The organism is uncultured Amnibacterium sp. (assembly GCF_964244015.1).
Taxonomy (GTDB): domain Bacteria; phylum Actinomycetota; class Actinomycetes; order Actinomycetales; family Microbacteriaceae; genus Amnibacterium.
In genome coordinates this window covers 1-18744 of sequence record NZ_CAXTHO010000047.1, presented here as the reverse complement: position 1 = coordinate 18744, position 18744 = coordinate 1, and the positions used below count along the sequence as shown (strand labels likewise).

At 71.5% G+C, this 18744-nt stretch carries 20 protein-coding genes; 14 read left to right on the top strand and 6 right to left on the bottom strand.

The annotated features are described in order from the left end of the window. The first annotated feature begins 246 nt into the window (after positions 1-246). The 13 genes from rpsD to nusB all read left to right on the top strand — a co-directional run bounded on the left by rpsD (position 247) and on the right by nusB (position 11766). Positions 247-876: a 30S ribosomal protein S4 gene (rpsD, locus tag ACFE67_RS07375; RefSeq protein WP_375406225.1), complete on the top strand. Its 630-nt coding sequence runs from the start codon at positions 247-249 to the stop codon at positions 874-876. A 113-nt stretch (positions 877-989) separates the two neighbouring features. Beyond that, positions 990-1163, top strand: coding sequence for a hypothetical protein (locus tag ACFE67_RS07370; protein WP_375406224.1), 174 nt, complete (start codon positions 990-992; stop codon positions 1161-1163). Then, on the top strand, positions 1163-3820 hold the full coding sequence (gene alaS, locus ACFE67_RS07365; RefSeq protein WP_375406223.1) for an alanine--tRNA ligase: 2658 nt from the start codon (positions 1163-1165) through the stop codon (positions 3818-3820). Before ACFE67_RS07370 ends, alaS begins: the two co-directional genes overlap by 1 nt. Before the next feature lie 23 nt (positions 3821-3843). Further along, a complete protein-coding gene (gene ruvX / locus ACFE67_RS07360) occupies positions 3844-4326 on the top strand; it encodes a Holliday junction resolvase RuvX (protein WP_375406222.1) in 483 nt (160 codons plus the stop codon). A gap of 52 nt (positions 4327-4378) precedes the next feature. Then, complete coding sequence (gene mltG / locus ACFE67_RS07355; protein WP_375406221.1) at positions 4379-5482, top strand: endolytic transglycosylase MltG; 1104 nt, start codon at positions 4379-4381, stop codon at positions 5480-5482. Next, the gene (locus ACFE67_RS07350) at positions 5479-6276 is read left to right on the top strand and encodes a shikimate dehydrogenase family protein (protein ID WP_375406220.1); all 798 of its coding nucleotides are present in this window, start codon (positions 5479-5481) and stop codon (positions 6274-6276) included. Before mltG ends, ACFE67_RS07350 begins: the two co-directional genes overlap by 4 nt. A 112-nt stretch (positions 6277-6388) precedes the next feature. Beyond that, positions 6389-7618 (top strand): chorismate synthase, encoded by a 1230-nt coding sequence (gene aroC, locus ACFE67_RS07345; RefSeq protein ID WP_375406219.1) that lies wholly within the window; start codon positions 6389-6391, stop codon positions 7616-7618. Continuing rightward, positions 7615-8118: a shikimate kinase gene (locus ACFE67_RS07340; RefSeq protein WP_375406218.1), complete on the top strand. Its 504-nt coding sequence runs from the start codon at positions 7615-7617 to the stop codon at positions 8116-8118. Before aroC ends, ACFE67_RS07340 begins: the two co-directional genes overlap by 4 nt. Beyond that, positions 8115-9188: a 3-dehydroquinate synthase gene (gene aroB, locus ACFE67_RS07335; protein ID WP_375406217.1), complete on the top strand. Its 1074-nt coding sequence runs from the start codon at positions 8115-8117 to the stop codon at positions 9186-9188. The genes ACFE67_RS07340 and aroB overlap by 4 nt, the downstream gene beginning before the upstream one ends. Positions 9189-9271: 83 nt before the next feature. Then, positions 9272-10252, top strand: coding sequence for a cation diffusion facilitator family transporter (locus ACFE67_RS07330; RefSeq protein WP_375406216.1), 981 nt, complete (start codon positions 9272-9274; stop codon positions 10250-10252). A 9-nt stretch (positions 10253-10261) separates the two neighbouring features. After that, positions 10262-10726 (top strand): type II 3-dehydroquinate dehydratase, encoded by a 465-nt coding sequence (locus ACFE67_RS07325; RefSeq protein WP_375406215.1) that lies wholly within the window; start codon positions 10262-10264, stop codon positions 10724-10726. Positions 10727-10771: 45 nt separating this feature from the next. After that, positions 10772-11332 (top strand): elongation factor P, encoded by a 561-nt coding sequence (gene efp / locus ACFE67_RS07320; protein ID WP_375406214.1) that lies wholly within the window; start codon positions 10772-10774, stop codon positions 11330-11332. A gap of 2 nt (positions 11333-11334) precedes the next feature. Further along, a complete protein-coding gene (nusB, locus tag ACFE67_RS07315) occupies positions 11335-11766 on the top strand; it encodes a transcription antitermination factor NusB (protein WP_375406213.1) in 432 nt (143 codons plus the stop codon). Between the two features lie 47 nt (positions 11767-11813). Here nusB and ACFE67_RS07310 read toward each other — a convergent pair whose 3' ends face one another. From ACFE67_RS07310 to ACFE67_RS07285, 6 genes are read right to left on the bottom strand one after another with little or no spacing between them, the layout of a single operon-like run. Further along, on the bottom strand, positions 11814-12707 hold the full coding sequence (locus tag ACFE67_RS07310) for a glycerophosphodiester phosphodiesterase family protein (protein WP_375406212.1): 894 nt from the start codon (positions 12705-12707) through the stop codon (positions 11814-11816). Then, positions 12704-13777, bottom strand: coding sequence for an ABC transporter ATP-binding protein (locus ACFE67_RS07305; protein ID WP_375406211.1), 1074 nt, complete (start codon positions 13775-13777; stop codon positions 12704-12706). Before ACFE67_RS07305 ends, ACFE67_RS07310 begins: the two co-directional genes overlap by 4 nt. Next, positions 13774-14652, bottom strand: a complete 879-nt coding sequence (locus tag ACFE67_RS07300) for an ABC transporter permease (protein WP_375406210.1) — start codon at positions 14650-14652, stop codon at positions 13774-13776. Before ACFE67_RS07300 ends, ACFE67_RS07305 begins: the two co-directional genes overlap by 4 nt. After that, entirely contained in the window at positions 14649-15590 is a 942-nt protein-coding gene (locus ACFE67_RS07295) for an ABC transporter permease (RefSeq protein ID WP_375406209.1), read from the bottom strand. The genes ACFE67_RS07300 and ACFE67_RS07295 overlap by 4 nt, the downstream gene beginning before the upstream one ends. A 4-nt stretch (positions 15591-15594) precedes the next feature. Next, positions 15595-16773 (bottom strand): ABC transporter substrate-binding protein, encoded by a 1179-nt coding sequence (locus ACFE67_RS07290; RefSeq protein WP_375406208.1) that lies wholly within the window; start codon positions 16771-16773, stop codon positions 15595-15597. Between the two features lie 60 nt (positions 16774-16833). After that, positions 16834-17949, bottom strand: coding sequence for a TIGR03364 family FAD-dependent oxidoreductase (locus tag ACFE67_RS07285; RefSeq protein WP_375406207.1), 1116 nt, complete (start codon positions 17947-17949; stop codon positions 16834-16836). Between the two features lie 163 nt (positions 17950-18112). On the opposite strand from ACFE67_RS07285, the gene ACFE67_RS07280 reads away from it, so the two are divergent. Beyond that, positions 18113-18744 (top strand): phosphonatase-like hydrolase (locus ACFE67_RS07280; RefSeq protein ID WP_375406206.1); only part of this gene is annotated, 632 nt, incomplete at its 3' end.

Here is an 18744-nt window from a genome sequence, read left to right as displayed (position 1 = left end):
CGAGGCGCTTCCCGGCCTGCCGGGGTGCGCGCAGCCTGCCGAAGCGCGGGGGCCGGGGCCGATCGGGGGGTGATCCTCCTGCTATCCTTCTCGACGGCCTGGAGCGGGCCCGGACGTTGCGCGGCTGCGACACCGGGTGCGCGAGAGGACCTGAGCCTGTAGCCGGCCGGTCCCCGTACGCCGAATCCCTCGCGATGACTTCCGCTGCGCGTCAGCGACTCCCATTCCGAACTCCGAAGGAACCGCATGTCTACCAAGGCCCGCACCCGCGGCAAGGTCAAGCTCTCCCGCGCTCTCGGCATCCCGCTGACCCCGAAGGCCGCCCGCTACCTGGAGAAGCGCCCCTACGCGCCCGGTGAGCACGGCCGCAGCAAGCGCAAGGCCGACAGCGACTACGCCGTCCGTCTCCGTGAGAAGCAGCGTCTGCGCGCCCAGTACGGCATCCGCGAGGCGCAGCTGCGCATCGTCTTCAACGAGGCGCGTCGCGCCCAGGGCCTGACCGGTGAGAACCTGGTCGAGCTGCTCGAGCAGCGTCTCGACGCGCTCGTCCTCCGCGCGGGCTTCGCCCGCACCACCGCCCAGGCCCGCCAGGCCGTCGTGCACCGCCACATCCTGGTCGACGGCCAGCTCGTCGACCGCCCGTCCTTCCGTGTGAAGCCGGGCCAGACGATCCACGTCAAGAGCAAGAGCGAGCAGCTCGAGCCCTTCCAGGTCGCCGCGGCCGGCGGCCACGTCGACGTGCTGCCCAAGGTGCCGGGCTACCTGGACGTGCAGATCGACAAGCTGCAGGCGACCCTCTCGCGCCGCCCCAAGCGCGCCGAGGTCCCCGTGACCGCCGACGTCCAGCTCGTCGTGGAGTACTACGCGGCCCGCTGACACAAATTCACTGCTCGAAAAGGGCCGCTTCGACTCGTTCGAAGCGGCCCTTTCCGGTCACCGAACGGGCGTGGGGCGGGCCGGTAGGCTCGGGCGCTGATCTTGGAGGAGCCATGGGTAAGGTGATCGTCTTCCTCGTCGGCCTGCTCGTCGGGGCCGCCGGCGCGCACGTCGCGTCCCGGACACCCGCGGGTGCGAGGGCGTTCGCCGCCGTCAACGGCGTGACGGACGAGTTCGCCGCAGCCGTCTCGGACTCCTACCGGGCGCGCCTGGCGGAGGAGCGGTAGTGCAGACCGCCGAGATCCGCCGCCGATACCTGCAGTTCTTCGCCGACCGCGGCCACACCGTCGTGCCGAGCGCCTCGCTCGTCTCACCCGACCCCTCCCTCCTCTTCACGGTCGCGGGCATGGTCCCGTTCATCCCGTACCTGAACGGCACCGTCCCCGCGCCCTACGACCGCGCGGTCGACAGCCAGAAGTGCATCCGCACGCTCGACATCGAGGAGGTCGGCCGCACCCCGCGGCACGGCACGTTCTTCCAGATGCTCGGCAACTGGTCGTTCGGCGACTACTTCAAGGACGGGGCGATCACGTTCGCGTGGGAGCTCCTGACGACTGCCGAGGAGGAGGGCGGGCTCGGGTTCGACCCCGACGACCTCTGGGTCACCGTCTACGAGGAGGACGACGAGGCGATCGAGCTCTGGAAGCGGATCGCAGGCCTGCCCGAGGAGCGGATCCAGCGCCTCGGGAAGGACTCGAACTACTGGTCGACGGGGCAGCCCGGACCGGCCGGCCCGTGCTCCGAGATCTTCTTCGACCGCGGTCCCGCCTACGGGATCGACGGGGGGCCGGCGACCGACGACGATCGCTACGTCGAGATCTGGAACCTCGTGTTCATGCAGTACCTGATCACGAACGTGCGCTCGAAGGTCGACTTCGATATCGTCGGCGACCTGCCGAAGCAGAACATCGACACCGGCATGGGGCTCGAGCGGGTCGCGTTCATCAAGCAGGGCGTCGAGAACATGTACGAGACCGACCAGGTCCGCCCGGTGCTCGACAAAGCGGCCGAGCTGTCGGGGCGGGCGTACGGCGCCGACCACGAGGACGACGTGCGGATGCGCGTCGTCAGCGACCACATCCGCTCCGCGATGATGCTGATGCTCGACGGGGTCACGCCGTCGAACGAGGGCCGCGGCTACGTGCTCCGCCGCCTCCTGCGCCGCTCGGTGCGGGCGATGCGGCTGCTCGGGGTCGACGCCGCCACGTTCGGGGAGCTGTTCCCGGTGTCGCGCGACGCGATGAGCGACGCCTACCCCGAGCTGCTGCCCGAGTTCGGCCGGATCCAGCGGATCGCGAACGCGGAGGAGGAGAGCTTCCGCGGCACGCTGGCCGGCGGCACGACGATCCTCGAGGCGGCCATCGAGCGCACCCGCGCGGCGGGCGCCGCCGAGGTCGCGCCGGACACGGCCTTCCTGCTGCACGACACCTACGGCTTCCCCATCGACCTCACGCTCGAGGTCGCGGAGGAGGCGGGGCTCACCGTCGACCGCGCCGCGTTCGATCGCCTGATGCTGCAGCAGCGCTCCCGCGCGAAGGCCGACGCGAAGGCGAAGAAGACCGCGCTCGCGGACCTCTCCGTCTACAGCGCGTTCCGCGCGCAGGGCGAGACCGCGTTCCTCGGCTACACCGAGCTCGTCGCCGACGGCCGCGTGCTCGGCCTGATCCGCGACGGTGCCGCGGTGCCGTCGATCTCGCTCGGGGACATCGCGGAGGTGCTCCTCACCGAGACGACGCTGTACGCGGAGTCCGGCGGACAGGACGCCGACCAGGGCGAGATCGTCGGCCCCGGGTACCGCCTCGAGGTGCTCGACGTGCAGCGGCCGGTCGCCGGACTGGTCAGCCATCGAGTGCAGGTGGTCGAGGGCGAGGTCGCCGTGGGCGACCCCGCGCGGTCGGTCGTCGATCCGGTGTACCGGCGCGGCGCGGCGCAGGCGCACTCCGCGACGCACCTGATCCACGCGGCGCTCCGCGAGGTGCTCGGGTCCGACGCGCACCAGGCGGGCTCGTACAACAAGGCCGGCTACCTGCGGCTCGACTTCAGCTGGAACGCGCCGCTCAGCCCCGACACCCGGGCCGAGGTCGAGGGCATCGCGAACGCGCGCGTGAACGACGATCTCGAGGTCGTCACCCGCGTGCTGCCGATCGACGAGGCGAAGGCGCTGGGTGCGATGGCGCTGTTCGGCGAGAAGTACGGCGACACGGTGCGGATGGTCGACATAGGCGGGCCCTGGTCCCGCGAGCTGTGCGGTGGCATCCACGTCGCGCACTCCTCCGAGATCGGCTTGGTCAACGTCATCGGCGAGTCGAGCGTCGGCGCGACGAGCCGCCGCATCGAGTCCCTCGTGGGGCCGGAGGCGTTCCAGCAGTTCGCGACCGAGCGCGCGCTCGTGAACGAGCTCGGCACCACCCTCAAGGTGCCGCCGGCGCAGATCGCGGCGCGCGTCCAGGACCTGGCCGCGAGCCTGAAGGCCGCGGAGAAGCGCATCGCGGACTTCGAGCGGCAGGCGCTCGCGACCCGCGTGCCGGCGCTCGCGGCGCAGGCCAGGACCGTCGGCGGCGTCACCGCGGTGCTCGAGCAGGTCGGCTCGCTCAGCAGCCCCGACGACCTCCGTGCCCTCGTCACCGACGTCCGCGATCGGCTCGGCGTCGCACCGGCCGTCGTCGGCCTCGCGGCCAGCGTGAACGCGCGGCCGGTCGTCATCGTGGCGACGAACGGCGCCGCTCGCGACGGCGGCGCGAAGGCCGGGGCGCTGGCGAAGCGTGCGGCGGGGGCGCTCGGCGGCGGTGGCGGCGGCCGCGACGACATCGCGCAGGGCGGCGGCACGGACGTGTCCAAGCTCGAGGACGCGCTCCTCGCCGTGGCGCAGGGGATCACCTCCTGAGCGACACCGAGCCCGCGGCCGGGATGCGACGCGGCGTCCGCCTCGGCATCGACGTCGGGAAGGCCCGCGTCGGCGTCGCACGCTCCGATCGCGACGGGCTGCTGGCGACGCCGGTGGAGACCGTGCAGCGTCGCGGCGGCGACCTCGAGCCCGTGCTCGCGCGGATCGCCGCGATCGCGGCCGAGCTCGACGCGATCGAACTGGTCGTCGGCCTCCCGATCGCGATGTCCGGCAGGGACACCCCCTCGACCGACGACGCCCGCATGGTCGGCGACCGGCTCGCGGAGGGAGGCGTGCCGGTGCGCATGGTCGACGAGCGGCTCACGACCGTGAGCGCGCAGTCCGCACTGCATGCTGCGGGGCGCGACACGCGAAGGTCGCGATCCGTGATCGACCAGGTCGCGGCGGTGATACTTTTGCAGCACGCCCTCGACGCCGAGCGCGCCCGAGGCGAGGCGCCCGGCGTCCTCCTCGAACCGAAGCGGAAGGTGCCGAGTGGCCCCTAGCCCAGGACCGCAGCAGACGCGCGCCTCCGACGAGTTCGAGAGGTTGATCGCGATGCCGGTCGACGAGGGCGGCGAGCCGCCGCGGCACGGCCGGGAACGACGCCGCAGGCGGCATGTGTGGCCGTGGGTGCTCGGCGTGCTGCTCGTGCTGCTGATCGCGGTCGGCGGGGCGGGCGTCTGGGCGTACCAGACGTTCCCGGAGCAGGTGAAGACCCTGTTCGGCTGGAGCAACGACTACACGGGATCCGGCACGGACCCGGCCCAGGTCCAGATCCGGCCGGGTGACATCGGCCTGGATGTGGCGAACACCCTCGTCGCGAAGCACGTGACGAAGACGAAGTCCGCGTTCTACGACCTCCTCCTCGCGACCTCGCCGGAGCCGTCGCTGCAGCCCGGCACCTACCGGTTGAAGCTGCACATGAGCGCGAAGGCGGCCCTCGCCGCCCTGCAGGACCCGGAGAACCGCGTCGAGTCCACCGTCGCGATCCCGGAGGGGTCGACCACGAAGCAGATCCTCGCGATCACGGCCAAGTCGACCGGCCAGGACCTCGCCGAGCTGACGGCGATCGCGAAGGACGACGCCTCCCTCGGCGTGCCGAAGTCGGCCCCGAACATCGAGGGCTGGCTGTTCCCCGCGACCTACACGTTCCAGCCGGGCGTGACCGGTCGCGAGATGCTGCAGCAGATGGTCGAGCGCCAGAAGCAGGCCCTCGACGCCGCCGGCGTCCCCGTCAGCCAGCGCGAGAAGGTGCTGACCCTGGCGGGCCTGGTGCAGAAGGAGGGGAACGGCAAGGACGACGCGAAGGTCGCCAGGGTGTTCCTCAACCGCATCGCCCAGGGCATGCGCCTCCAGTCCGATGCGACCGTGAGCTACGGCGCCGGCGGGACGACGGTGGTGCCGACGGCGAAGGAGAAGGCCGACAAGAACGGCTACAACACGTACCTCCGCGACGGGTTGCCGGTCGGCCCGATCTCCAACCCGGGGGATGCCGCGATCAAAGCCGCCGTCTCGCCCGCGAAGGGGAAGTGGCTGTACTTCGTGACGGTGAACCTGAAGTCGGGCGAAACGAAGTTCGCGACCTCCTACGCCACGCACCAGAAGAACGCGGACGAGTTCTACCGCTGGCTGAAGGCCAACCCCGACTACGCGAAGTGAGCGCCCGGCTCGCGGTGCTCGGATCGCCGATCGCGCACTCGAGGTCGCCGCTGCTGCATGCGGCAGCAGCCGAGGTGCTCGGCCTCGACTGGGACTACCAGAGGATCGAGGCGACCGAGCAGAGCCTCCCCGGCGTCGTCGCGGGACTCGGTCCGGAGTGGGTCGGGCTGTCCCTGACGATGCCGCTGAAGCGCGCGGTCCTGCCGCTGATCGCCGACCACGCCCCGCTCGTCGACCGGCTCGGCCTCGCGAACACGGTGCGTCTCGGCGAGCGGCCGCACCTCGCGAACACGGACGTGGGCGGGATCGAGGTCGTGCTCGCAGCGCATGCGGGTGCGCGCAGCGGCGTGGTCCTGGGCGGCGGCGCGACGGCCGCGAGCGCGCTGGAGGCGCTCGGCCGGCTCGGCGTGCGGGAGCGGATCGTCGCCGCGCGGCGTCCCGATGTCGCGGCTCTGCAGCTCGCCGGGCACGCGGAGCGGTTCGTATCGCTCGCGACCGTCGACCTGACGCACGCCGAGGTCGTCGTCTCGACGCTGCCGGGGCACGCGGAGACGGTCGTGCGGCTGCCGGCCGCGGTGCCGGGGACGCCCCTCCTGGACGTCGCCTACGACCCGTGGCCGACGGCGCTCGGCACCCGCTGGCTGGCAGCGGGGGGACGCCTCCTGCACGGTCTCGACATGCTGATCGAGCAGGCCGTGCTGCAGGTCCGGATCTTCACGGACGCCGACCCCGACGTGGCGATGGTCCAGGAGGACGAGATCCGCGCCGCGATGCGCGAGGCCGTCCACCGCTGACGCTCTCCGTTTTGTAGGAAGGTCCGTCCTACAAAACGGAGAGTGGGCGCCGGGGTCCCGACGCGGCGCCGGAGGCGGCGTGGTGGGGCGCGCCGTGGGAGACTCGGGAACTATGTTGCGCTGGCTGACCGCCGGTGAGTCGCACGGCCCGAGCCTCACCGCCATCCTCGAGGGCCTGCCTGCCGGCGTGCCGGTGACGGGTGCCGCGATCCGCCGCGACCTCGCGCGCAGGCGCCTCGGCGTCGGTCGTGGATCGCGGCAGAAGTTCGAGCAGGACGAGCTCGGCGTGGTCGGCGGCGTCGTGCACGGCCGCTCGATCGGCGCGCCAATCGCGCTCACCATCGGCAACACGGAGTGGCCGAAGTGGAGCGAGGTGATGAACGCGGAGGAGGTGCCGCTCACCGACGTCTCCCGCGGTCGCGGCGCTCCGCTGACCCGGCCCCGCCCGGGCCACGCCGACCTCACGGGCATGCAGAAGTACGGCTTCGACGAGGCGCGTCCGGTGCTCGAGCGCGCGAGCGCGCGCGAAACCGCGGCCCGAGTCGCGCTCGGCGCCGTCGCCCGCGGCTTCCTCGCCGAGCTGGGCATCGGGGTCGTCAGCCACGTCGTGTCCATCGGCCCGGTCGCCGTGCCGGAGGACGCGCCGGTACCGCATCCGGACGACGTCGACCGGATCGACGACGACCCGGTGCGCTGCGCGGATGCCGCGACGAGCGTGCTGATGGTCGCCGAGATCGACGACGCCCACCACGCGGGCGACACGCTCGGCGGCGTCGTCGAGGTCGTGGTGGAGGGGCTGCCTCCCGGCCTCGGCTCCTACGTCCACTGGGACCGTCGCCTCGACGCCCGGCTGTCGGCGGCGCTGATGGGCATCCAGGCGATCAAGGGCGTGGAGGTCGGCGACGGCTTCCGGACGGCGGCCCGCCGCGGTTCGGCCGCGCACGACGAGCTGGTGCGCGCGGACCCGTCGAGTGCCGGAGCGGGCCTCGGCGCGATCGAGCGCGTGACCGACCGCGCGGGCGGGATCGAGGGCGGCATGACCACCGGCGGGGTCCTCCGGGTGCGCGCCGCGATGAAGCCGATCTCCACGGTGCCGAAGGCGCTCCGCACCATCGACGTCGCCACGGGCGAGGCCGCGGCCGCGCACCACCAGCGCTCGGACGTCTGCGCGGTGCCGGCCGCCGGCGTCGTCGCGGAGGCGATGGTCGCACTCGTCGTCGCCGACGCGGTGGTGGAGAAGTTCGGCGGCGACTCGATCGGCGAGACGCGCCGCAACCTCGAGGGCTACCTCGCCTCGATCCCGGTCACGCTCCGCACCGGCTCGTCGGCGCCCGTCCGGTGAGCGGCCGGACCGTCGCGCTCATCGGGCCGATGGGGGCGGGGAAGACCTCGGTGGGACGTCGCCTCGCCCGGCACCTCGATCGGCCGTTCATCGACACCGACCAGGTGATCGCGGCCGAGCACGGCGCGATCCCGCAGCTGTTCGACACGGTCGGCGAGGGCGCGTTCCGCGTGATCGAGCGCGACGTCGTGCAGCGCGAGCTGCGCCTCGGCGCCGTCGTGGCGCTCGGTGGCGGCGCGGTGCTGGACGAGTCGACGCGCATCGCGCTCGCCGACTGCACCGTCGTGCTGCTCACCGTGACGGAGCAGGCGGTGGTGGCTCGGCTCGCCGGCGGCAGGCGCCCGCTGCTGACCGAGGGCATCGCGTCCTGGCGACGCATCGCCGCGGAGCGCGACCCGATCTACCGCGCCCTCGCGGACGTGACGGTCGACACCTCCCGCCGCCCGATGACGACGATCGCCGCCGAGCTGGCGGCGCAGCTGCAGGAGGCGAGCGCATGACACCGATCCGGATCCCCGTGCGGAACGCGGGGGAGTACGAGGTCGTCATCGGACGCGATCTCGGCGCCGAGGTCGATGCGGCGATCCCGCCCGGCGCGAAGAAGGCCCTCCTGGTGCACCAGCCGGTGCAGACCAGGCGGGCGGAGGCGATTCGGGACCGGCTCGCGGGCCGCGTGCAGGTGCTGCTCGCCGAGGTGCCGGACGCGGAGGACGCGAAGCGCATCGAGGTCGCGTCGTTCCTGTGGCAGATCCTCGGCCAGGCGGACTTCACGCGCACCGACGCGGTCATCGGCCTCGGCGGGGGAGCCGTGACCGACCTCGCGGGCTTCGTCGCCGCGACCTGGCTGCGCGGGGTCCCGTTCCTCTGCCTGCCGACGAGCGTGCTCGGGATGGTCGATGCAGCGGTCGGCGGCAAGACCGGCATCAACACGACGGAGGGCAAGAACCTCGTCGGCGCCTTCTCGCCGCCCGTCGGCGTGATCGCGGATCTCGATGTCCTCGCGACGCTGCCCCGCAACGACGTGCTCACCGGCTTCGCGGAGATCGCGAAATGCGGGTTCATCGCCGACACCGTGATCCTCGACCGCCTGACGGACGACGTCGATGAGGCGACGGACCCGACCTCGCCGGTCTTCGCCGAGCTCGTGGAGCGCGCCGTCCGGGTGAAGGCGGAGGTGGTGAGCGACGACTTCAAGGAGTCCGGCCGCCGCGAGATCCTGAACTACGGGCACACCCTCGGCCACGCGATCGAGTACGCGGAGCGCTACCAGTGGCGCCACGGCGCCGCGATCTCCGTCGGCATGGTGTTCGCCGCCGAGCTGGCCCGCCTCGTCGGGCGCCTCGACGACGACGGCGTGCAGCTGCACCGGGATGTGCTCGGGTCGCTGTCCCTGCCGCTCGGCTATCCGGGCGGCCGCCTGGAGGAGCTCACCGCGGCGATGCGGCGCGACAAGAAGTCGCGCGCCGGCCTCCTCCGCTTCGTGCTGCTCGACGGCATCGGCCGCACCAGCATCCTGAACGGTCCGGAGGACCACCTCCTCTTCACCGCCTACGGCGAGATCGCACTGTGACTCACGGCCGCGCCGCCGCCGCTGCGACGCAGCTGAGGGCTTCGCGGCCCTGAAGCTCGGGACCAGCCCCTCACAATGGAGGGGTGCCCGACGCGAGCAAGCAGCAGAGCAGCGGCTCGTTCGTCACCGTCGTCGTGGCGTTCGGCGCGAACCTGCTCGTCGCGATCGCGAAGTCGTTCGCGGCGCTCGTGACCGGATCGGCGTCGCTGACCGCGGAGGCGGCGCACTCCTGGGCCGACACCGGCAACGAGATCTTCCTGCTCATCGCCGAGCGGCGGTCGAACAAGGGACCCGACGACGCCCACCCCTACGGATACGGCCGTGACGTCTACGTGTGGTCGCTGTTCGCGGCGGTCGGCCTGTTCACGGTCGGCGCGGTCGTGTCGATCATGCACGGGATCACCGAGCTGTCCTCCGACGAGCCGAGCGAGAACGCGCTCATCGCCTACATCGTCATCGGCCTGTCGTTCATCCTGGAGGGGATCTCGTTCCTCCGGTCGGTTCGGCAGCTGCGCGGCACGGCCGCCGAGGCGGACCAGGAGGTGCTGGAGCACGTCCTGGAGACGTCCGATCCCACGGTCCGCGCGGTCTTCTTCGAGGACGCGGCCGCGCTCATCGGCCTCGTCCTCGCGGCGGCCGGGGTGTTCCTGCACGAGATCACCGGCTCCGCCGTCTGGGACGCGATCGGCTCCATCGCGATCGGCGGCCTGCTCGCCGTCATCGCGGTGCTGCTGATCCAGCTGAACCGCCGCTTCCTGATCGGGCAGTCGCCGTCGCCGCGGGCGATGACCGCGGTGCTGAAGCTGCTCGCCGACCAGGACGACGTCGCGTCCGTGTCCTACCTCCACATCGAGTACGTCGGGCCTTCCCGCGTGTTCCTCGTCGCCGCCGTCGATCTGGTCGGCGACGCGCCCGAGCACGAGATCGCGGTCCGGCTCGCGGCGCTCGGGCGCCTCGTGGAGCGGAACGAGCACGTGGTCGAGGCCGTGCTGACCCTCAGCCTGCCCGGCGCGGAGCCGCTGATCGTCAGGAACGGCGCGACCTCGACGCAGCTGCCCCGGTAGCGTCGAGCGGTGTCCACCGTCATGGTTCTGAACGGTCCGAACCTGCAGCGGCTCGGGACGCGGGAACCGGACGTCTACGGCGTCGTCTCCCTGCCGGAGGTGGCGGAGGCGCTCCAGGGCGCTGTCCCGGACGGGATCCGGGTGCAGGTGACGCAGACCGACGACGAGGCGACCCTGATCGGCTGGCTGCATGTGGCCGCCGACACCCGGTCGCCCGTGATCCTCAATCCGGCGGCGTTCGCGCACTACTCCTACGCGCTGCACGACGCGGTGCGGATCGTGACGACGTCGGGCGTCCCCGTCGTGGAGGTGCACATCACGAACCCGGCCGCGCGGGAGGAGTTCCGGCGCGAGTCGGTCGTGTCGCCGGCGGTGACGGGGGTCATCGCCGGCTTCGGTACCGACGGCTACCTGATGGCGCTCGACTGGGTGGTCCGGCGCTGGAGCGGGAAGCAGCTGCCCGCCGCCGGGTAGAATCTCGGGTCGGCCTCCGCAGGCCGCAGACCTTGGAGGTGGCTCATGGCGAGCACCGCGGACATCCGCAACGGCGTCGTGCTGCTGATCGACGGCCAGCTGTGGAACGTCATCGATTTCCAGCACGTGAAGCCCGGCAAGGGCGGCGCGTTCGTGCGCACGAAGCTGAAGAACGTCGTGACCGGCAAGGTCGTCGACCGCACGTACAACGCCGGCGCGAAGATCGACATCGAGAACGTCGACCGCCGCGACTACCAGTACCTGTACAAGGACGGCGAGGACTTCGTCTTCATGGACGGGGAGACGTACGAGCAGCTGCCGATCTCGGCGACGATCGTCGGCGACGCCGCGAACTACCTGCTCGAGAACCAGTCGGCGACGATCGCGATCAACAACGAGCTGCCGCTCTACGTCGAGCTGCCCGCCTCCGTCGTGCTCGAGGTCACCTACACCGAGCCCGGCCTGCAGGGCGATCGCTCGAGCGCCGGCACCAAGCCCGCGACGCTCGAGACCGGGCACGAGATCCAGGTGCCGCTTTTCCTCGAGGCCGGCACCAAGGTCAAGGTCGACACCCGCACCGGCGACTACCTCGGCCGCGTCTCCTAGGCATGTCCGCCAGGAGCAAGGCCCGCAAGCGCGCCCTCGACGTGCTGTTCGCCGCCGACGTGCGCGGCGAGACGCAGGAGCAGGCACTGGAGGCGGAGGCGTTGCGTGCGGCCGCCCGCCCGGAGCGCGCCTCCAGCTGGCCGTACGCCCGCGACATCGTGCAGGGCGTCATCGACCACGCGGACGAGATCGACGCTCTGATCAGCGACCACTCCACCTCCTGGCCGCTCGACCGCATGCCCGCTGTGGACCGCGGGATCCTGCGGATCGCCGTCTGGGAGTCGCGATACAACCCCGAGGTCCCGATCGGCGTCGCGATCGACGAGGCCGTCGAGCTGGCGAAGGAGCTGTCCACCGACGACAGCCCGAAGTTCGTGAACGGCCTGCTGACCGCGATCACGAAGGACGCCGACCGAGCACTACAGCAGGACTGAGCACCATCAGCAGGTCTCAGACGCGCATCCTGTCCTGCTGACGCTCCTCAATCCTGCTGTCGCACTCCACCCGGCGCCGGGATCAGGCGGGACCGGAGCGCCAGCGCGATGTCGGGGTGGTCGGCGAAGACCGCGTCGACGCCCGCCGAGTACAGCGCCGACCAGTGGCGGTGCCAGTCGCCGAACGTCGCTGCGTCGCTACCGATGCGATGCTCCGGAGGCAGGAAGGCGTTCTCCGGCCGGAGGGTCCAGGTCCACACCTCGAGCCCGGCGGCATGCAGCGCGGCGACCCGCTCGGGTGTGATCAGCGTCGTCGGCAGGCTCACGCCCGAGAAGCGGGCGAGGGACGCGAGGTCGGCGAGCTCGTCGCGATAGTCGCGGGTCTCGTCGGGCGCGCGGCCCACGTCGTCCATCAGGTACACGAGCGGGTGCCCGAGCCCTGCGAGGGCATCGAGCGGCGTCTTCTCGAAGCTCTCCAGCACGATCCGGCACCGGGCACCCGTCAGGTCTCGGGCGACCAGCGGCGCGGGATCGAGTCCCTCCGCCGCGAATGCGGCCGCGTCCTTGATCTCGACGACGAGGAGGACGTCGAGCTCCTCCGCGAGGCGGACGACGTCGGGGAGCGCGAGCACCGGCTCGATCCGGTCGTGCTGCGCACTTGCGGGCCGGAGGGCCGGGAACCGCTCCCGAGCCCGCAGCCGGGCGACGTCCGCCCAGTCGAGCTCGTCCGTCCGCGCATCGCGGCCCAGCGCCTCCCGGACGTCGGTGGTGGCGCCGAGGTTCGCGTCGTGCCGGACGGCGAGCCGACCGTCCCGCGTGGGCACGACGTCGACCTCGATCCCGTCGGCGCCCTGCTCGGCGGCCAGCCGCAGGGCGCCGACGGTGAGTTCGGGCCGGTACCCGCTCGCACCTCGGTGGCCGAGGACGAGCGGCCTGGTCATGCGCGCGGCGCGACCGCGACCGGCTGGCCGGAGAACGCGATGTGCACGAGGTCGCCCGGCTGCGGGTGCTCGCTCGCCGCGTGCTGCACGACGAGCGCCGAGCCGGTCTCGAGCTGCACGACGGTCCGGCGCTGCGCACCGAGGAAGCTCGTCGAGATCACGATCGACGGCAGGCCCTCGGTCGCGAGCAGCACGTCCTCCGGGCGCACGAACGCGACCACCGGACCGTCCTGCACACCGTTCGGCAGCGCGACCAGGTCCTGGCCGGCGACCGCGACGCGACCGTGCTCCAGCACGCCCTCGAGCCGGTTGCTGAGCCCGACGAAGCCCGCCACGAACTCGGTCGCCGGCCGCAGGTACAGGTCCTCGGGCGTGCCGATCTGCTCGATCGTCCCCGCGTTCATGACCGCGACCCGGTCGGCGACGGCGAGCGCCTCCTCCTGGTCGTGGGTCACGAATACCGCGGTGATGCCGGTCTCCTGCTGGATCTTCCGGATCTCGTCGCGCAGCTGCACGCGCACCTTCGCATCGAGCGCGGACAGCGGCTCGTCGAGCAGCAGCACGCGGGGCCGGGTGACGAGCGCGCGCGCGAGTGCCACCCGCTGCTGCTGCCCACCGGACATCTGATGCGCGAAGCGCTCGCCCATCAGCCCCAGGCCGACCAGCTCGAGCGCCTCCTGCACGCGTCGGGTGCGGTCGGAGGCCGACACCTTGCGCATCTGCAGCCCGAATGCGACGTTCTGCGCGACCGTCATGTGCGGGAACAGCGAGTAGGACTGGAAGACCATGCCGATGTCGCGCTTGTGCACGGCGACCGACTCGACGTCCTCGCCGCCGATGCGGACGTGCCCGGAGTCGATCGTCTCGAGGCCGCTGATGGCGCGGAGCGCCGTCGTCTTCCCGCAGCCGGAGGGGCCGAGCAGGGCGACGAACTCACCGGGGCGGATGTCGAGGCTGATCGCGTCGAGCGCGCGGCTGCCCGTGCCGTAGTCCTTCACCACGTCGACGAGGGACACGGGAGTCCCACGGACGACGAGCGACTCGGCGGGGGAGGGAGCGGTGGAGGTCATGACTTCTTCTTTCGGGGACGGCCGATCGAGCCGGCGGTGGAGATGACCACGAGCAGCACGAAGACGAAGAGCAGCGAGACGACGGCGAGGAACGCCGACACGTAGGGGTCCGTCTGCTGCAGGAGCAGCAGCGCGGTCTGGAAGGTGTTCTGCCCCAGGAAGTTCGCGATGGTGAACTCGCCGAGCACGACCGAGATGGTGAGCAGGCACGCGGACAGCAGTCCGCGGCGCAGGTTCGGCAGCACGACCCGCCAGACCGCCACCGGCCAGGAGGCGCCGAGCGAGCGCGCCGCCTCCGTGAGGACCGTGAGGTTCAGCACGCCGATGTTCGCCTGGATCGGCCGGTAGGCGTACGGCAGCACGATGACGCCGATCGCCAAGGACAGCGTCCAGGGGTCGCTGCCGAGCACGCTCTGCACGACCTGGTAGACGGGCACGAAGCCGACGACGAGCACGATCGTCGGCACCGTGATCGGGATCAGGCAGACGAACTCGAGGATCCGGTGGACCTTCGGGAACCGCAGCTCGGCGAGCAGCATCGCCGGCAGCAGCAGCACGATGATGATCGCCACGACGATGACGGCGAGGATCAGCGAGTTGCCGATGCCCGCGAACAGGTCGCTGTAGTTCGAGGCCTGAGCAGGGTCGAACAGCGCGGCGTAGTGGGCGAGCGTGAACGCTCCGGTGCTGGCGGTCGTGAAGCTGAACCAGCCGAGCGCCACGATCGGGACCGCGAACAGCGCGCCGATGACGATGAGGACGATCGCGCCGGTGGTCTTCGACGGCACTGCGCCGAAGCGCCCACGGCTGGGACGCTTCCCGGACGTCCGGGGTTCGACGGAATCGGCGACGCGCGCTGCAGCGGCTGTCGTCATCGCTGCCACCTCCTGGTCCTACGGTCGAGCAGCGAGTAGAGCGACATCAGGATCGCCATGATCACGACCATGCCGAGGGCGAGGACGCCTGCGGTGTTCGCGACGCCGACGATGGTCTCGCTGGTGAGCTGCTGCTTGATGGCGAGCGGGATGATGCCGCCCTGGGAGATCAGCGCCGCAGCCGTGGCGTAGGACGAGAACGCATTGGCGAACAGCAGGATCAGGCTGCCGAAGAATGCGGGTGCGAGCACGGGGATCCCGACGCGGAGCCAGTAGTTGACCCTGGTCCCGCCGAGCGTCGCGACGGCCTCGCCCCACTGCGGGCGGAGGCCGTCCATCGCGGGCATGAACGACAGGACCATGAGCGGCAGGCCGAAGTAGACGTAGGGGAACAGCAGGCCGGTGACCGAGTAGAGGATCGGACCGTTCCCGTTGATGTCGATCCCAGTGAGCGACTTGACGACCACCGTCACGAGCGCACCCTGACCGATCGTCGCGATCCAGGCGAACGCGAGCATGACGCCGCCGAACTGCGCGAACACGCTGGCCGCGGAATCGACGATCGCGCGGACGAGGCCGTCCGGTTTGGCTGACGTGAGTGCCCAGCACACCAGGACCCCGAGAACGGCACTGATGATCGCCGACACTGCCGACAGCCAGAGGGAGCCGCCGAAGTCCTTCAGGATCGTCGGGTCGGCGAACGTGGCGAAGTTGGCGAGCGTGAAGGCGCCCTGCGCGTCGAAGAAGCCGCTCGCGATCGCGATCACGCCGGGCACGGCGAGGAAGAGCAGGACATAGACGCCGAAGGGCGCGAACCCGAGCCAGCCGACGCCGCGGCGCCGGGGGGACTTCCCCCCGGCGCCGCGGGTGTCGACCCGCTCGCTCCCGGTGGGCACGGATGCCGTGCCCACCGAGGTCTTCTGAGCGGTAGTGGTCATCGGATCAGCCGATCGCCTTGGACCAGCCGGCCTTCAGGACCGTGGCGGCCTTCGCCGCCTGGTCCGCGGTGAGCTGCACGAGCTCGGCGGGCGGCTCGCCGACCGTCTTCAGCGTGGTCTCGTCGACGGTCTTCGCGTCCGTCATGGCCTTGAGCGTGGCGGGGTACGCACCGGCGGCGAGGTACAGGTTCTGCGCCTCGGGCGAGTAGATGTACTCCTCCCACAGCCGCGCGGCGGCCGGGTTCGGGGCGTTCTTGTTGATCGACTGGTTGTAGTAGCTGCCGATCGCGGTGCCGGGCAGCACGACGGTCTTCCAGTTCGGGTTGCCCGTCGAGCCGCCGGCGGAGCCCCACGCGACGTTGTTGAACGACCACTGGATCACGACCGGGGTCTGGCCCGAGTTCACGGTCGCCTGCGTCGGCAGGACCGAGATCAGGTTGCCGGCCTTCTTCAGCTTGCCGAAGAAGTCGATGCCGGGCTGCACGTCGTCGGCGCTGCCGCCGGACTGCGCCGCAGCGAGGTACACGGCGCTGGCAGCCTCGTTCGCCTGCGTCGGGTCGCCCTTGATCGCGACCTTGCCCTTGTACGCCGAGCCGAGCAGGTCGTCGATCGAGGCGGGTGCGGACACCTTGGAGGAGTCGTAGCCGATCGACATCAGGCCCGTGTAGTCGTAGTACCAGAGGCCGTCCGCGTCCTTGTACTCGTCGGGGATGTCGGCCCAGTTCGCCACCTTGTAGGGGGTGAAGAGGTCCTTGTTCGCGTCGAGCACCGCGGTGCCGATGTCGACCACGTCGGGAGCGTTCGCCCCGGTGCCCTGCGACTTGATCGCGGCGACCTCGTCGGCGGAGGACCCGTTCGGGTTCTGCGAGGTGATCTTGATCTTCGGGTACTTCTTCTGGAACCCGGCGATGATCTTCCCGTAGTTCGCCCACGACGGCGGCAGGGTGATGACGTTGAGCTTGCCTTCGGCTTCGGCCGCGGCGACGAGCCCCTCCATGCCACCGAAGGCGTCGGCCGAGGTGGCGACGGCCGCGGAGGCCTTCGGGATGGAGGACGCGCCGCCGGAGGAACCGGAGGCGCTGCCGGAGCAGCCCGTGAGCGCTGCGCCGACGAGGCCGGCGAGCATGAGAACCGATCCGGCCCGCACGACGTGACGTCGGGTCGGGGTGATGCTGCTGTGCATGTGGTGTTTCTCCTGGTGGGGAAACGGCGTCGGCGGGCGCCGATGCCGATCTGGGGCTCGTCAGGTCGTGACGAGGGCTTGGTCGAGCACGCGTCTGGCGAGCCCGAGCGCGGTCGTCATGCCGATGCCGGTCGTCACCGACGCCACCGTGACGTCGGGGATCGGCTCGGTGACGAGGAACGGCGCCTTCGCGCTGGAGGCGTACACGCCGCGCCAGCGACGGCGGACCGTCAGCGGGCCGCCGAGCAGGCGCTCCATCTCGCCGAGCACGAGCGCGTCCGACGTCTCGTCCTCGAACGGGTCCTCGGTGACCCCGTAGTGGTGCGTGTCCCCGATGACCAGGCGGCCGTCCGGGCGCTGGGTGAGCATCAGGTTCACGCCCTGCTCGAGCAGCGCGGGGGACTCCGCGGCGAGCTCTGCCCGCACGTCGGCGGCGGAGGGCTGCTGCGCGAGGCCGTCGTACCGCAGCATCGAGCTGCCGGTCAGGACCGCGGGCAGTACTGCGCCCGACGGGGCGTCCACCTCCATCATCCTCAGACGGCAGCGGACGAGCCGGTGGTCGTCCGCCACGTCGGGGAAGAAGCGGTCGACGTCGTGGCCGACGGCGAGCACGGTGCGGGTGGTCAGGATCGTGCCGCGGGTCGTGCGGACGACGCCGGGCTGCAGGTCGAGCACGTTGGTGCGCCACCGGAACTCCACCCCCAGGCGCTCGAGGTGGGCTGCGAACATCGCGCTCGCGGTGGTCGGGTCGACGCGGAGGTCGGCCGGCAGGTGTGCGGCGGTCACGATCCCCGGCGGGGTGAAGCCGAGCAGGTCGGCGGCGCCCTGCGGTGTCAGCGGGCGGACCGCATCGCCGCGCTCGGCCTCGAACTCGGCGAGCACGCGGGCCTGCGCCTCGGTCCGCGCGACGACGACCGTGCCGTGCTGCAGGATCGGCAGCTCCGCCTCCGCACCGAGGCGGAGCCACTCCTCCCGCGCGACGACCGCGAGGTCCAGCACCTCACCGGCCTGCGCCGTGGTGCAGATGTGGCCGAAGTTCCGCACGCTCGCACCCACCGCGCGCTCGTCCCGCTCGACCACCACGACGCGAAGGCCGGCGCGCACCGCGTGCCAGGCGTGCGACAGCCCGACGACCCCCGCCCCGATGACCACGAGGTCGGTTCTGCTCTGCACCACGAGCCGAGAGCATGCTGCGCTGCGGCCCTCTTCCGAGGGGATTCGAAGGAGTGCTCATCGACCGTTCGCATTCGGTACACCCAGGTGTCGTCACGGGAACTCCGAGTGAACAGGAGGTGGTGAGGTGGGATCCGGCTCGCGCGGGACGCCAGGATCTGCGGTCGTGACGATCCGCCTCGCCTCCCTCGACATGGCCGGCACGACGATCGACGAGGGCGGCGCCGTGTACGCGGTCCTCCGCGACGCCGTCGAGCGGGCGACCGGCCGGACCGTGCCGGACGACCTGCTCTCACGGTGGAGCGGCACGGACAAGCGCGAGGCGATCGTCGGCCTGCTGGCCGCGCTCCACGACGACGTCGGGCAGGCGGACCGGATCTTCGCGGCCTTCTCCGACGACCTCGCGACCGCCTACGCGAACGACCCGCCCGTGCTCCTGCCGGGCGTGGCCGAGACCGTCGCGCAGCTGCGGTCCGACGACGTGCGGGTCGCGCTGCAGACCGGCTACGTGCGCGAGATCGCCGAGAGCCTGCTCGACGCCGTCGGCTGGAAGGTCGGTCGCGACGTCGACGCGCTCGTGACCGCGGAGGACGTGACCGCCTCCCGGCCGGCGCCCTACCTGGTGTTCAGGACCATGGAGGCGACGGGCGTCGTCGATGTGCGCGAGGTGCTGGTCGCCGGCGACACCGTCAACGACGTGACCGCGGGAACGCGGGCGGGCGCCCGCTTCGTGGTGGGTGTGCTCACGGGTGCGCACACCGTCGCGGAGCTCGGCGCCGCACGGCACACCCACCTGCT

What these genes read in the sequence shown, in the direction of transcription:
- ACFE67_RS07305 (WP_375406211.1), bottom strand. Translation starts at nt 13,777, where the DNA reads ATGACCTCCACCGCTCCCTCCCCCGCCGAGTCGCTCGTCGTCCGTGGG.
- aroB (WP_375406217.1), top strand. Translation starts at nt 8,115, where the DNA reads ATGACACCGATCCGGATCCCCGTGCGGAACGCGGGGGAGTACGAGGTC.
- nusB (WP_375406213.1), top strand. Translation starts at nt 11,335, where the DNA reads ATGTCCGCCAGGAGCAAGGCCCGCAAGCGCGCCCTCGACGTGCTGTTC.
- efp (WP_375406214.1), top strand. Translation starts at nt 10,772, where the DNA reads ATGGCGAGCACCGCGGACATCCGCAACGGCGTCGTGCTGCTGATCGAC.
- ACFE67_RS07290 (WP_375406208.1), bottom strand. Translation starts at nt 16,773, where the DNA reads ATGCACAGCAGCATCACCCCGACCCGACGTCACGTCGTGCGGGCCGGA.
- ruvX (WP_375406222.1), top strand. Translation starts at nt 3,844, where the DNA reads ATGCGACGCGGCGTCCGCCTCGGCATCGACGTCGGGAAGGCCCGCGTC.
- aroC (WP_375406219.1), top strand. Translation starts at nt 6,389, where the DNA reads ATGTTGCGCTGGCTGACCGCCGGTGAGTCGCACGGCCCGAGCCTCACC.
- rpsD (WP_375406225.1), top strand. Translation starts at nt 247, where the DNA reads ATGTCTACCAAGGCCCGCACCCGCGGCAAGGTCAAGCTCTCCCGCGCT.
- mltG (WP_375406221.1), top strand. Translation starts at nt 4,379, where the DNA reads ATGCCGGTCGACGAGGGCGGCGAGCCGCCGCGGCACGGCCGGGAACGA.
- ACFE67_RS07300 (WP_375406210.1), bottom strand. Translation starts at nt 14,652, where the DNA reads ATGACGACAGCCGCTGCAGCGCGCGTCGCCGATTCCGTCGAACCCCGG.
- ACFE67_RS07370 (WP_375406224.1), top strand. Translation starts at nt 990, where the DNA reads ATGGGTAAGGTGATCGTCTTCCTCGTCGGCCTGCTCGTCGGGGCCGCC.
- ACFE67_RS07295 (WP_375406209.1), bottom strand. Translation starts at nt 15,590, where the DNA reads ATGACCACTACCGCTCAGAAGACCTCGGTGGGCACGGCATCCGTGCCC.
- ACFE67_RS07310 (WP_375406212.1), bottom strand. Translation starts at nt 12,707, where the DNA reads ATGACCAGGCCGCTCGTCCTCGGCCACCGAGGTGCGAGCGGGTACCGG.